Origin of the sequence: Ketogulonicigenium robustum (assembly GCF_002117445.1) — a bacterium.
GTDB lineage: Bacteria > Pseudomonadota > Alphaproteobacteria > Rhodobacterales > Rhodobacteraceae > Ketogulonicigenium > Ketogulonicigenium robustum.
Genome location: NZ_CP019937.1, coordinates 873,589 through 887,257, shown reverse-complemented (window position 1 = coordinate 887,257; position 13,669 = coordinate 873,589). Strand labels below are relative to the sequence as shown.

Here is a 13,669-nt window from a genome sequence, read left to right as displayed (position 1 = left end):
GTCCGCCTTTCCGGCGCCACGCGGCGCCCCTAACCCAGTTCCAGCCCGAAAGGTGCATTGCCATGCAAGCCGATCTGACAGCGCTTATTACATCGCGCATCAGCCACGACCTGTTCAACCCCTTGGGCGCCATCAGCAACGGGGTCGAGTTGCTGGGCCTCGTATCCCCCTCGCCCGAGTTGGACCTGATCAGCGATAGCGTGAAAAGCGCAACCGCGCGGCTGCAGATGCTGCGCATCGCATTCGGCCCTGCGGGAAGTGGCGAGATTTCCGTACGCGATTGGACGGGCATTCTGGCAGGGCTGGCAGCAGGCGGGCGCAGCAAATACACGCACGCCGGCACGAAGCCCCTGCCGCGTAACGAGGCAAAGGTTTTGGCTTTGCTGGCGCTGTGCTGCGATAGCAGCCTGCCCTATGGCGGCGAAGTCAGCTTTACGCCTCGCACAGGCGGCGGGTGGGCCGTGCGCGCGACGGGGCGCGAAGTGCGCTTCAACGCCAACCTTTGGGCCTGCGCTACGGGGTTGTCTCCGCGCGAGCCGATTGAACCCGCGCAGGTTCAGTTCCTGTTGGTGCCCACGGCGACCACAGCCATCGGACGCACATTGATGATCACCAACACCGCGACGACGCTAGACCTGCAGGTCTAGCGTTTGGTGACGACGACGGGGATCGCCACGTAACGGGTGTGGGCCAAGGCCAGCGTGTCGACGCAGCCGCCCCACCCGATCATCGGGTCGATTGCGTGCAAGGTGGGCAGGCTGCGTGCCTCGACCCATGCCCGCGCGGTCTGGATGGTGGATTTCAACGCGGCCAACGCGCCTGTTTTATACCCCTGTGCCATCGGTCACCTCCTGCAATGGCGGTTAACGTATGGTCAAAGGGTAGCGGGATGATGATGGCGGGCCTAACGTTTTCACCATTTTCGCGCACCGCAGCCGATCACAATTGCCGTGACGCGCTGCTGTGCCTGCGACAAGGCACAGCAGCAAGGCAAACGCCCAGAATTTACGCGCTTACTGCGCAACCGTGGTGCCGTAGGCGTCGTAGCCCAGTTCTTCGATCAGCCGGGCGACAGTCCCGTCGGCCAGAAGATCGGCGATCGCAGCATCCAGTTCACCGCGCATGAAGGTGTTCTGGCTGAGGAGCAGCGCGCCGGTATTCACCCGCGCGGCAAGTTCGGGCATGCGCTGCAGCTCGTGCACGCCTTGGTAGACGGGCGTATCGGCCCCTGCCCGCCAGAACGGCGCGTAAATGCTGACTGCGGCCAGCGTCTCGTCTTGCAGGCGCGTCAGCATCAACGTGTGGTCGGCGTAAGGCAGAAAGCCCAGTCGTTCGGATTCGGGGCGCAGGCTGTTGAATTGGCGGAAGACGAACGAGCCATAGGACGCCATCTCGACCCCGACACGCAGCCCTGCGGGAATGTCGGTCAGGCGCTGATAATCGGGGTTGGTCGCAAGATAGGTGAAGCTGTGGGCCACGTAGGGCTGCGTCACTGTGAATTCGGCCGGATAAATATTCGCCCCAATCCCCATGCCGAAGATCGCGTCACACTGCGCGCTGAGGTTTACCAGCAGATCGGCAGCGGCAAATTCGCCTCCGACGCCATAGCCCGACGGCAGGACGTTCACTTCAATTTCCAGAAACAGCCGCGCAGCGATTTCGCGCGCGATGGCTATGTCGAGGTCGGCGGTGACGAGCCCGTTCTGATGGCAAATACGCAGCTGGCTGCCCGACGGCAAAATGTTGGGGTTCATCAGCTGGGGATTTGCCACCTGTTCCATCAGCTGCGCAGATGCGGCGACCGGAAAAATGGCAGGGGCGATAGTCAGGGCGGCGGCAAGCAAGGCACGCATGGCAGGCACTTTCGAATAAGGGTCTGCACCGACCAGATGGCCGGTGCAGACGGTTTCTTTTACGACGGCAGACGGAAAATGTAGAGCATGTTGGCGCCGGTGATCGGCGGCAGGCTCATACCCGGGGTCAGGGCCACTTGGGTGGTTGCCGATTGGCCTGCCGGAATGGCGACGTATTGCACGCCGTCGATTTCGTAGGTCATCGGGTAGCCACCGATCGGAGCATGCAGACGCTGGCTCCAGAGGACTTCACCGGTTTCGTCGTTCATCGCGTAGACCCAACGGTTGGCATCGCCAACGAAGATCAGGCCGCCACCAGTTGCCAGAACCGACGACGAGAAGCGAGCGGGCTGCTCGACTTCGAAGGCGTCCGAACCGTCAACCACGTTCAGGGCGAACAGCGAACCGACGTTGTCGTGGCCGGGGGCCAGCTGTTGCGGGCCGGTGTTGGCCATGCCCATGGTCTCGCCCGACGCGGCCATTTCAAAGGCCAGCGGGGTGATGGTTTGGCACAGGTTCGCAGCCGGCAGGTAGAACATGCCGGTGTCGGGGCTGTAAGCAGTTGCCTGCCACAGACGGCCACCGTTGAAGGTCGGGCAGAACAGCTTTTCTTCACCGATTTCGCTCGGAATGGTGTCGAGGTTCAGCGTGATCTCGCCGGTTTCTTGGTCGATGCTGTCGATGACGTTCTGGTAGATCGTTTCCTTCGACCAAACGAATTCACCCGTTGCCGCGTCCAGCGCGAAGGTGATGCCGTTCTTGCCGGGGGTCGAGACGACCAGCTTGCGCATTTCGCCATCGATTTCTTCTTCGATGATGATCCGCTCAAACGGCGAGTCGAGATCGTAGTTGTCGCGCGGCATGTGCTGGTAGTACCACTTCAGCTCGCCCGTGTCGGCGTCCAGCGCCAGGGTCGAGTTGGTGTAGAGGGCCGAACCCTCGCCGGTACCACGGGTATGTTCCGAATACGGGATCGGCATGCCGGTACCGTAGTAGACCATGTTCAGCTCGGCATCGTAGGACGCGGTCGCCCACGGCGTCGCACCCCAACGGTTTTCAGCCGGAACGCCACCCCACGATTCGTCAACCAGCGGGTTGTTCGGATCGTCGATGGTGTTGAAGCGCCAGATTTCTTCGCCGGTGTCGGCGTTGTGGGCGGTGATGTAGCAGCCGCCGTTGGTGCCCGCGATCGAGCAGCCCGAGGTGCCAGTGAAGATCTTGCCGTCAGCGATCAGAGGGCCAGCCGTGTAGCTGTAGCCTTTTTCCCAATCCATGACCTGGAATTCCCATTCCTTTTGACCGGTCAGGGCGTTCAGCGAGATCAGCTTGCCGTCAACCGTCGTCAGAATGACGCTGTCGTCCCAAAGGGCGACCGAGTTCTTTTGACGTTCGGCTTGGCGGCTGTGGTAGGCGCCTTCGAATTCGGGGCGCTGGTGGGTGTACATCCAAATGGTGTCACCGGTGACGGCATCGACAGCCATCACGTTGTTCTGGTTCGTCGCAAGGAACATGATGCCGTCGTGAACGATCGGGGCCACTTCCTGCAGGCCGGGGACGCCCATCGGGTAGGCCCAAGCCAGTTCCAGATCGCCAACCGTGTCACGGTTGATCAGGTCCAGCGGGCTGTGACCTTGGTTGTCGACCGTGCGGCGCCATTGCAGCCATTCAGCCGGGTTCGGATCCAGGATCATTTCCGACGTGACGGGCGAGTATTCGCGCTGGGGCGTGTCGTCGACGACTTCTTCCAGAACGACATTGGCGATGTCTGCGGGGTCGGCACCAATGGCGGCAACTTGCACCGCTGCCGAACCGGCCAGAACTTCATCGCCCAGGGCCATGCCGTTGTGGTTCAGAATGTAGCCGGCAATATCGACATAGTCCTGCGCGGGCAGACCACCGGGGTTATCCAGCGGCATACCGTTCGAGACGATCGATTCAACAATAAGGGCAGCAGTCGCGCTGGAGTTCGCGTAGCTGTCACGAATGCTTTGGGCGTGGCAGACGCTGCAGCGTGCGTCATACAGTTCTTTACCGTTTGCAACCTGCTCGGCGGTAAAGAAACCATCTGCCGCTTGCGCAGCGCCGGCGGCAACAACCATCGGCACGATGGCAGCGCTGGCACGCAAAAGGAATGAAGATTTCACGGCGTTCCGTCCTCTATCTAACGTATACCCCGCCGCGCGTAGCGTGACGGAGTGTTGCTGGAACAAATCAACCTGCCGGGGGAGGACGACAGGTTGCGACTCATGCGCATTGAACGTACCCGTCGTGATATTAAGATTCGTCAATGGCGCCTTTTGTCGCTATCACGAAGCCCAGATAAAGCAATCAGGAATTTTTGCTTGTTCCCGCAGTTTAACCCGATCGGCCCACAGGAACGTAAGGGAAAGTAGCACCGCTTCTTTCCGACGCATCATATGAAATTCATTGAGAAATACCAAGTATCAAAACCCCGCCGACGGGTGCCCGCCCATGCATTTTGCCGGTTGCGCGGTGCGCGGCTATGACGGGTCGCAGCCAATTGTTCACGCTGGATGCGGTCACGGTAGAGTTTGGCCGGAACGTCGCACTTGATCGGGTGTCTTTGCAGATCGCGCAGGGCGAATGGTTCAGCATTTTGGGGCGCAACGGGGCGGGCAAAAGCACATTGATCAAGGTGCTGGCCAGTTTACTGCGGCCAGACTTCGGCAAAGCGTTCTTCCATTTTCAGGGCAAAATGCGCCCCGTGGGCCGCGCGCGGCAGCATCTGGGATTCGTACCGCAATCGGGCAGCCTTGATGCCCGCCTGAGCGTTTTGGAGAACCTGCTGTTCGCCGCAGCACTGCAAGGGCTGCGCGGGCCGCGCCGCAAAGCCGCAATTGATGCGGCGCTGACGCAGTTTGAACCGCTGGCCGACCGCATCGTCGGCACCCTATCCACAGGGCAAAAGCGGCGCGTCGAAGTCGCCCGCGCCCTGCTGCACGAGCCGGCAGTGCTGATCCTTGACGAGGCGACCGCAGGGATTGATGCACATTCGCGTCAACAGATCTGGGATCAAATCGCGGCGCGGCGTAATGCCCAGAACGTAAGCGTCATTATGACATCCCACTTCATCGAGGAAGTCGCCCAAAGCGAACGCGCCTGCATCATGCACGGGGGCAAGTTGCACGGCATTTGGCAGACCGATGCGCTGTTGGACAAATTTGGTGGGCAGCACTACCGCATCACACCGACAGATTCGGCCGCGCGCGCCGCACTTCTGGTCGCCCTGCACGATGCCACGTTGGACGCCGCCACAGGCGACGTGCTGCTAACCACGACCAGCGCCGCCCCTGCCGACCTTGCCGCAATCGCGCGCTATGGCGCCAAGGTCGCCGCTGGCCGCGCCCCGCTGGAGCGGGCGATCATCAGCGCGACCGAAGGCGTAAACCCGGGGGTATCGGCATGATCGACACCTTGCAGGCCATCCACGCCATCTGGAAGCGCGACGTCCAGAAATTCCTGCGTGACCGCGCGCTGCTGGTGGGGTGCATCAGCCGGCCCTTGCTGTGGGTCGTCATCATGGGCATCGGCCTTGGGCCCTACTTTCGCGCCGAAAGCTTTGGGCAGATCCGCTTTGCCGTGCCTTATACCTACCTGCAGTTCATCTTTCCCGCGGTTATCTCGCTGAATATTATGTTCGGCGCCATGCAAGCCGCGATGACGGTAATTGCCGACCGCGAATACGGCTTTGCCCAGCATCTGGCTACCAGCCCGCGCGCGCGCGGCACCATCATGTTCGCCAAAGCATTGGGCAGCACGACAATCGCCACATTGCAAGGCGCAATCGTGCTGCTGCTGGCGCCGATTGTCGATGTATCGCTGACGGCAACGCAGGTGCTGACGGGCCTTGGCGCAATGGCGGCCTTCGCCTTCGCGATGAGCTGCTTTGCCATTTTTCTTGCCACGCGTACGAGCAGCTTTGAAGGCTTCGGCCTGTTTTCGAATGCCGTGCTACTACCGCTGTATTTCACATCGAACGCCATGTTTCCCATCGACCCAGCGCTGGGGGCGGCGCAGGCCAAGGCCCTCTACCCCGAATGGATGGTCATTCTGGTGTCGATGAATCCGATCACCTACGTGAACGACCTGCTGCGCGGCATCTTCATCGGCTTTCACAGCTTCAGCCTGAAAGGCAGCGCGGTGATGATCGCGATTTGTGCGGCGATATTCTTTGGCTTGGCGCTGCTGCGCTTTTTGCGCATTCAAAAGGTGTAGCATGGGCTTTCTTCGCCGCCACGCACGCGACATGGGCATGATCGCATTGGTTCTGGGGCTGTTTTCGGCGGTCAACCTGCTGCCGCCCGACACCGCGCTGCAGCAGGTTCAGAAACAGGGCGTGCTGCGCGTCTGCACGCCGCAAAGCTACCCACCCTTCGTGACCGGCACAGCCGCCGCGCCGGGGATCGAGATCGAATTGTTGCAATCCGTCGCCGCGCGGTTGGGCGTGCGCGCCGCGTTCAACACCAACGCCGCCATCGGCCGCGACATGAACCCCGCCGCGTGGAAGTTGAACCGCGCCAGTTGCAGCATCATCATCGGCGGGCTGGTCGACAGCACGACCATGCGCACCTTTTTGGATATGAGCGCCCCCTATCTGCAAAGCGGCTGGGTCAGCCTTGTGCGCGACCCCGCGCAAACAGTGGAAGGTGCCCGTGTGGGCGTCTTCGTCGGTTCGCTGGGGCGCGACCGGCTAGAGCTCAGCCGCGCGCTGCGCGAAAATGGCGCGGCGACCATCGTCGGGCAGCCCCAACTGGCAGGCGCTATCGCCGCGCTGCGACAGGGCCAGCTGGACATGGTGGTGACCGACGCGATTCTGGCCGCGGGCCTTGGCGATCAGCCCGACCTGACAGTCTCGCTTGTCCCCAATGTGCGCCGCGATTCCATCGCGATGGGGTTCTGGAAAGGCGATCTGACCCTGAAACGCGCGATCAGCGCCGCCCTTCGCGACATGCAGGACAGCGGCGAGATTGATGCAATCGCCGAGCGCTACGGCTACGCGCCCCTGCCCGAGGACGCCACATGATCAACCCCTTTACCTTCTACAGCCAAAGCCCGCAGACCATCGCATATGCGGTGCTGGTCGGTGTCGTCACTGTGACCCTGCACAGCTGGATCCTTGCGGCGCTGACATGGTTGGCCGGCGATCGCGGACCCCGCCAAGATGGCCGACTGACACTTTCACCAACACGCGCCGCCAGCCCGATCAGCCTGCTTTCCATCACCTTTACCCAGATCGGCTGGATACGGCCCATGCAGATCACCCCCCGCGCATTGCGGGGCGGCGCAGTATCGCTGCTGCCGCTATTACTCATCAGCTTGGCGCTGCTGGCGCTGTTTGCGCAGTCGCTGATGCACCTGCGCCCCCTCATCGCGCACACGTTCCCCGGCGCGATGCCCGCCTATGTCACCATGGCGTTAATCGACGCATTCCGCCGCACTGTTTTTTGGTATGTCGCCTTCAACCTGCTGCCCATCCCGCCGTTCCTAATGGGCCACCTGTGGTTGTGGCGCGGCCAGCCGATCTGGATGAAATCCGCCCCCATAGGCCGATGTATCGCGTTGATCGCCTTCGTCACGCTTGTGACGGTGACTGTCAGCTATCGGGCCAATCTGATCCAGATCGAGCTGGCGCTGCTGCGCTAATCATCCACGACTCACGAACACAGCAAACAGGCCGCATGTTAACACCACACTGCAGCGTCTTTGCTTCCATATTTCAAATAAATGAAGAACTGTTTACGATTTTTAGGCTCAGGACCCATTGATTTCGGGATTTTGGCTTGATTCAGGCTCCGCGCGGAGACCTGATCGATGAGCAATCTTTACTGGCTGAGCGATACTCAGATGGCGCGCCTTGCGCCGTTCTTACCCAAGAGCCATAGCAAGCCCCGCGTGGAGGATCGTCGCGTCCTCAGTGGCATAATCTTCATCAATTGCAGTAGGTTGCGTTGGTGCGATGCGCCGAAAGAATGTGGCCGGCGAAGACCCTTTACAACCGGTGGAAGCGATGGAGTGACAACGGGGTCTTCGCCCGGATCCTGGTGGGCTTGCCACTGAGCGCGCCGAGCACGAGACGATCATGATCGACACGACGTATTTGAAGGCGCACCGCACGGCATCAAGCCTTGGGGTGAAAAAGGGGGCGCGGGCACCAGATCGGGCGCACTAAAGGCGGCATGAACACAAAACTGTTCGCGGTTGCTGATGCCAAGGGGCGCCCGATCGGGTTCCTCATGTCGGCTGGACAGGTCAGCGACTATACTGGCGCGGCGCCACTGATCGGCAGCCGGACGAAGGCAGGATGGCTGCTCGGCGATCGAGGTTAAGATGTCAATTGGTTCAGAAATGCATTGAAAGACAAGGGGATAAAGGCCTACATCCCAAGCCGGAAGTCCCGCAAAAAGGCCGTCAAATATGACAAGAGGCGCAAGCGCATCGAGATCATGTTCGGCCACCTCAAGGACTGGCGGCGCGTGGCGACCCGACACGGCCGGTGTCCAGAGACCTTCTTCTCCGCCATCATCCTCGCCGCAACCGTCCTGTTCTGGCTATGATCAAGAACGAGTTCTGAGCTTAGGGCATCCGCTGCAAGATGTGGGATAAATTGTGGTATAGATCAAACCATACGACACATAAATGTGTTTAATTTCAATGCTTTATGTGATATTACTTGGTGGAGCCGAGGAGGATCTACACCAACGGCATCTAACTATATGTTATTGCTTAGTATCAGTAAGTTGCATAGATAAAACTGGTCAGAATGGCTGGTTAGAATGGTGCAACAGTGGCAGGAATAACGAAAAAAGCAGGGCAGCGCTATCTCGTTCTGCGGCATAATCGCTGGTGGTTCCGCCGTGCGATTCCCGCGCGCTGTCAGGCCTCTCTCGGGCTTGGAGTAACTTACTCCATCAACCTCGAAACGTCGGACCTCACGACCGCCCAGCGCCGTCGCAACGAACTGGAGAGAACGACCTCGGCGCTCTTTGAGGACATCCTAGCAGGGAAGCCCGCAGACACCGCACAGCTCACCGCTCGCGCCCAAGGGTTGCTCTACCGCGAGACACTGGCTGAACTTGAAGATGACGATCACGGCGACCCAGACAGCCCCATTAGCGCCTATGACGCTGCCCTATGGTCGCTGGACGCAACCGTCGATGCATTCAAGGATCAAGATGACCGCGACGCCTTCTTGGGGGCTCTCCACGGACGCGAGACCGTTGACGCGCACCTAGAATCCTACCTGAAGACAGCAGACTTCGCAGCAAAGACACGGAACGACCGGCGTGGAAGCCTTGCCCAGTTTGCTCGCTGGGCCGCAGATCAACGTCCTGCCCTGACCATTGACAGGATCGGACGGAAACAGGCGGGCACGTATGTGTCCAAGGTCATCGACGAGATGCACCCAGCGACCCAAAAAAAGCACCTTTCGGCCCTACGCGGGTATTGGCGCTGGTTAGCTGCGCGGGGGCATGTAAAGCTGCCCACGGGCGAGCTTATGACGTCTGGGTGGCCTTGGGATGGTCAGCAGGTGTTGCGCCGTGGCAAGCGCGCTGAGCGCGGCGGTCGTGACGAGGAACGCGCATTCACCGGCCAAGAGATTGCACTGCTGCTGAACAGCCAACCGCCTAAAGGAATGAGCCCCGACCACCTACCCGCCATTCAAGATGCCCTGCGTATATCGCTGTTGTCCGGTATGCGGATGGCAGAGATACTGACCCTGTGGGTCGAGGAGGTCAGAGAGGACAAAGACGGGCTAACCTTCGACATCCAACAAGGGAAGACCGAAGCCGCCGCCCGCCCTGTTCCCGTGCATTCGACCCTATTGGACATTGTGCGGCGTAGGACAGCGGGCAAAGACGGCAAGGCTTGGCTATTTGAGGAGTTGCAGTCCGAGCGTGACGCTGGAGACACGTTTAGCAAACGCTTTGCACGATACCGCAAGGCGCTTGGGGTCGATGAAGTCCGAGAAGGGAAGCGCCGCAGTCTAGTGAATTTCCATTCTGCGCGCCGATGGTTCGCCACGGCAGCAGACCGCGCAGGGCAACAAGAGGCCGTTATCAAGGATGTGATCGGCCACGTTCCTGACCGCAAGAACGTCACCCGCGCGTCTTACATCGCCCGCTCTTCAGCAGCGCAAATGCGCGCCTGTGTTGAGGCTGTCGCTTTACCGGAAGTCGCCTGACCATAGCAGACCCAACACCCTAAAAAGGCCTGATAAGGTGGCTCTCAGTCGTTGGGCGGCCCTTGTCCAAGCGCGGGGCTTTCACCCCGTGGTGCCGTTTCACACGCGCCAGAACTCCATTGAGGGTCAGCGCTCGCTTGGACTACCACTGCCGTCAATGTAGCCGATAGCAGGGCCAGAAGGCCACACGTGCCAAAAGTCGAAATACGCGCGACTCGATGGGCCCATAAGCGATTTGCTGGCCTCGCCAACCTCGCTGCTGGAAATATCCTCGAGAAAACAGGTGCGGAGCGCATTTGCTACTGGATTGTTGTCATCCGCGTCGGCTGCAACTGTTTCTTCAATAACACGAAAAAGCTCGACACTCTCGGCCAACCCAAAATCGGCAATATGGTCGCAATAGAAGACACGGAAATCCATGCGAAGCCCGTGCGCCGTGAAGTTACCATCATCTTGCTTATGGAGAGATTCGGCGAGGGTCGCACCGAACGCTGGGAATAGGCCGTTAAGCAGCGCATTTAGGTCATCAAAAGAGTTCAAAATCACGATTCAGCTTTCGCAAAATTCTCATAACTTGCGACAATCTGCGCTGCCGTGTGATTAGCATAGATATGGAATCGATGAATCCCAAGTGCCGCTCTCCTGCTTTCTCCCAATCAATGGTGACGCGGGCTCAACCATTGGACGCAGCGAGGGCATAGGAGGTCACACGCGGAGGCGACCGAAGTCGTCCCTGCGGTTGTAATGGTGAGGATCACTGACGCTGCCTATTGAGCTAGAGGCAGATCATACCCCTTGCCCGCCGCCGCATCGCGCAGAGCTGCCCGTTGGCGCAACAGCGCAAGGGAGTCATACTTGGCCGCCCCTACGCGCCCCTCGGCGGTTGTTTGATTGCCTTTGAGGGCGCAGTTGGCGCTCCGAAGGTTCAACGGATTGCCGTCTAAGGTGCGCGCCTGTTGGCCCCGCTTGGTTCCGCAAATCAACCGAACAATTGCGGTGTGGCTAATTTCGCCGGAGCGGGTCATTGGACGTCTGATCGCCACCTGCCCGTCCGAGCGAACTTTGCCTTTGTGCCGAAAGCTCCAAGTCCCAATACTGCCGCGTTTAGGATGTTCAGATAGACGCTAAACTTAACCTCCACCCACTTCTTTGCCCCCTTGCGTTTAGGGTCATTGACGCAAATCTGAGCAATCAGTGTCGCTGCATTTTCGATCTTGAAGCGGATATTTCTGCGTCGAGCGCCAGCCGTCGCGATAACACGGCTCGTAAGACCATCGGACAAGTGCTGCGTTTGGATGGCGTCGATAACCGTTAAGAAACGACAGTATTCAGATTGGAAAGAGACCCCAGTATACGTGTGTTATGTCTGTGCAGAGGAACTTTTCAAGGTCATTGAACTCGTCGTCACAGCCTTTGGCGCATAGAAATGAGCAGCAACTGTCCCAATGCGATGCGACTAGGAAAGACCCGTCGTCAGTCGAAATCACGCCGTGCGGTGGAATGCAGTCTTTGACAATCATCTCGTCTATGGCCATCCGGTCAACGAAATCCCCGAACTCGCTATATACAAGAACATGGGAGTGACCCAAGCTTTTCAGACGCAAAAGAAATTTGCGTTCATTGTGCGGGGCAAGATCGCCTTCCGTCGGTGGGATAAGATTTTGCCCTTCGATCATATTATCGAGCTGATCTGCTAGGCGCTGGTTCGGTTGCGTCAGGCCATGAATGTAAGACCTTAAGGCGATATCAAGATCGCTTAGTGTGTCGAAACCTCCTATGCGTAGTACTTCCTCCCATCTCACCGGTTCGCAGTCAGCAAGAATTTCATTTCTCGTCGGGTATGTTCCCGGAACGAACCGTTCAAAAGGGATCGTCTGTGGCCTCAGGAATGGCGACAAAACCACCCAAACGCGCGAAAAGTGCTCGGAATAGATGTCAAGTATCCTGCCATTGTAGGGAGTATTAACGTACATTGGAATTGCAAACCTTCTCTAGCGCCTAAGCGGCAATCATTGGGCGGCAGGTCGCCATGGAAGCCTCCTCACCGGTAACTTTGTCTCTCAAAGTGGGTATAACTGTTTCGGGCTGACCTGTTGGCGGGTTTAGCGCCAAGGTCAAGGCGTTGAGCCCTAAGCCGCCGGTTGATTCAATTAAGGCTAGCGGACAACTTCACCTGAGATCAAGCGGCAGCTCGGTGGGAGTGTGCAGGTAGTTCGACATCCGCAGCTAGGCCTTCCTCGCCGGGGTGAATGAGGTGATGCCTGAGACGTGGTGCGGCTCGAGTAACTCCATAGCGGCCCTCGGGGGCATGTGGAGGTGTTGGTTTAGCAGTTCACTAGAGGGGAGCTACGGGGGCATGATACGGGCATTCCGCCTCCTGCTCCCCCTTATCACTGCTGAGTTTAGCGGTCCTGCGTCGGGTATAGTCAACGTGCGTGGTCTTACGCCCGAGAGGGCTCGTTTACATCTCCGTCACGGCATCCATCCTCTAACTTATCTATAGTGCGGGGGCGGATCATAGTCCTGTCGTTGGTCTACCTCTCTAAAAATCCTGCCCGCTGGCTTGCCGTTGTCCAAAGTCGCATGACGTATCCCGCAGCCCCATTCGGACAAGCAAAACGCATTGGCCATCTTTGCGATGTTCAACGCATCACTGCATTTCTTGTCTGGCCCGAGCTTGCCGATTGGCGATGAACGCTCTGCCCCGAGCAGCTTGGGGTCGAGTAGAATGTTCCTCAGGGGCGCATCGTAGCCGGAGGCCGCCTCGAGCAGAGCAAGCAGCATCTCTCTTCGATCGGGTGACTGCATCCGGTTCAGATCGTAAGACAACCACGCGGCGCGCTCATAGTGACGATGTGTGCGGTTGCTATTTTCAACCACGCGCGATCCTCTGGATGTATGGCGGGTTGCGGCTCTCTGGCATTGACGGCAGCAATAGAGGGCATCCTTGCGCTTGGCGGTGACTGGCTGGGCGCATCGCTGGCAGATTGGGGCGACGAGCGCCCCTTCCGGTTTCTGGATGTGCAGCATTACGCGGCCAACCGTTCGGCTTTGCGGGCTTGGCGGTGGGCAAGGGCGTCGGCACGTTCGTTATGCTCGGTTCCATTGTGGCCACGCACCCATTTGAACGTGACACTGCGCCCCGACACAGCCTTGTCGAGGCGCTCCCAAAGGTCACGATTTTCGACTGGCTTTCCGTTGGCTTTGCGCCAGCCCGCCAGTTTCCACTTGGCCAGCCATCCGTTCATAGCTTTGCTGATGATGTCGGCGTCAGACAGAACGGTGATCGGTTCTGCAGAGTTCGGATTGATTGCTTCCAGCGCAACGCAGACCGCCGTCATTTCCATGCGGATGTTCGTTGTCTCTCCATCCGCTCGACCGCTGATCTCGCGCCTGTTGATGATATTGTCGGCCGCGTCGAGCCGTAGCAGCACCGCACCATATCCGGCAAACCTGCTGGGATTACCGATGCAGGAGCCGTCCGTGTAAATCTCTATGCGAGTCTGGCTCTGGACGGGCTGGTCATCGCGGGTGGTGATGTTGGTCATGATCGATCCTTGGATTGAAAAAGAAAAAGCCGCCCACGGGATGAACCGGAGCGGCGACTGAGGGG

General features: G+C 59.2%; 13 protein-coding genes and 1 pseudogene. 7 read left to right on the top strand and 7 right to left on the bottom strand.

Annotated elements, in window-relative coordinates:
- Positions 1 to 62: 62 nt before the first annotated feature.
- Entirely contained in the window at positions 63 to 647 is a 585-nt protein-coding gene (locus BVG79_RS04480) for a histidine phosphotransferase family protein (RefSeq protein WP_085785829.1), read from the top strand.
- Here the strand turns inward: BVG79_RS04480 and BVG79_RS04475 are convergent.
- The 3 genes from BVG79_RS04475 to BVG79_RS04465 all read right to left on the bottom strand — a co-directional run bounded on the left by BVG79_RS04475 (position 644) and on the right by BVG79_RS04465 (position 3,997).
- Positions 644 to 841 (bottom strand): hypothetical protein, encoded by a 198-nt coding sequence (locus BVG79_RS04475; RefSeq protein ID WP_085785828.1) that lies wholly within the window; start codon positions 839 to 841, stop codon positions 644 to 646. The genes BVG79_RS04480 and BVG79_RS04475 overlap by 4 nt on opposite strands.
- A gap of 172 nt (positions 842 to 1,013) precedes the next feature.
- On the bottom strand, positions 1,014 to 1,853 hold the full coding sequence (locus tag BVG79_RS04470; protein WP_085785827.1) for a type 2 periplasmic-binding domain-containing protein: 840 nt from the start codon (positions 1,851 to 1,853) through the stop codon (positions 1,014 to 1,016).
- 59 nt (positions 1,854 to 1,912) lie between these two features.
- Positions 1,913 to 3,997 (bottom strand): outer membrane protein assembly factor BamB family protein, encoded by a 2,085-nt coding sequence (locus tag BVG79_RS04465; RefSeq protein WP_085785826.1) that lies wholly within the window; start codon positions 3,995 to 3,997, stop codon positions 1,913 to 1,915.
- A 359-nt stretch (positions 3,998 to 4,356) separates the two neighbouring features.
- Here BVG79_RS04465 and BVG79_RS04460 point away from each other — a divergent pair, with 359 nt between their 5' ends.
- The 6 genes and pseudogenes from BVG79_RS04460 to BVG79_RS04435 all read left to right on the top strand — a co-directional run bounded on the left by BVG79_RS04460 (position 4,357) and on the right by BVG79_RS04435 (position 10,056).
- On the top strand, positions 4,357 to 5,280 hold the full coding sequence (locus BVG79_RS04460; protein ID WP_085785825.1) for an ABC transporter ATP-binding protein: 924 nt from the start codon (positions 4,357 to 4,359) through the stop codon (positions 5,278 to 5,280).
- Complete coding sequence (locus tag BVG79_RS04455) at positions 5,277 to 6,089, top strand: ABC transporter permease (protein ID WP_085785824.1); 813 nt, start codon at positions 5,277 to 5,279, stop codon at positions 6,087 to 6,089. The genes BVG79_RS04460 and BVG79_RS04455 overlap by 4 nt, the downstream gene beginning before the upstream one ends.
- Before the next feature lies 1 nt (position 6,090).
- The gene (locus tag BVG79_RS04450) at positions 6,091 to 6,897 is read left to right on the top strand and encodes a substrate-binding periplasmic protein (RefSeq protein WP_085785823.1); all 807 of its coding nucleotides are present in this window, start codon (positions 6,091 to 6,093) and stop codon (positions 6,895 to 6,897) included.
- Positions 6,894 to 7,517, top strand: a complete 624-nt coding sequence (locus tag BVG79_RS04445) for a zinc metalloprotease (protein WP_085785822.1) — start codon at positions 6,894 to 6,896, stop codon at positions 7,515 to 7,517. Before BVG79_RS04450 ends, BVG79_RS04445 begins: the two co-directional genes overlap by 4 nt.
- Positions 7,518 to 7,685: 168 nt before the next feature.
- A pseudogene (locus BVG79_RS04440) lies at positions 7,686 to 8,428 on the top strand (IS5 family transposase).
- A 230-nt stretch (positions 8,429 to 8,658) separates the two neighbouring features.
- Positions 8,659 to 10,056 (top strand): site-specific integrase, encoded by a 1,398-nt coding sequence (locus BVG79_RS04435; RefSeq protein ID WP_085785821.1) that lies wholly within the window; start codon positions 8,659 to 8,661, stop codon positions 10,054 to 10,056.
- Positions 10,057 to 10,182: 126 nt separating this feature from the next.
- Here the strand turns inward: BVG79_RS04435 and BVG79_RS04430 are convergent, their stop codons facing one another.
- The 4 genes from BVG79_RS04430 to BVG79_RS04410 form a co-directional block, all read right to left on the bottom strand.
- Positions 10,183 to 10,602 (bottom strand): hypothetical protein, encoded by a 420-nt coding sequence (locus BVG79_RS04430; protein WP_085785820.1) that lies wholly within the window; start codon positions 10,600 to 10,602, stop codon positions 10,183 to 10,185.
- A gap of 782 nt (positions 10,603 to 11,384) precedes the next feature.
- Positions 11,385 to 12,029 (bottom strand): DUF2711 family protein, encoded by a 645-nt coding sequence (locus BVG79_RS13885; RefSeq protein ID WP_085785818.1) that lies wholly within the window; start codon positions 12,027 to 12,029, stop codon positions 11,385 to 11,387.
- Positions 12,030 to 12,549: 520 nt separating this feature from the next.
- Positions 12,550 to 13,086, bottom strand: coding sequence for a hypothetical protein (locus BVG79_RS13450; RefSeq protein ID WP_157115618.1), 537 nt, complete (start codon positions 13,084 to 13,086; stop codon positions 12,550 to 12,552).
- Positions 13,086 to 13,604, bottom strand: coding sequence for a ribonuclease H family protein (locus tag BVG79_RS04410; protein WP_085785816.1), 519 nt, complete (start codon positions 13,602 to 13,604; stop codon positions 13,086 to 13,088). The genes BVG79_RS13450 and BVG79_RS04410 overlap by 1 nt, the downstream gene beginning before the upstream one ends.
- Between the last annotated feature and the right edge of the window lie 65 nt (positions 13,605 to 13,669).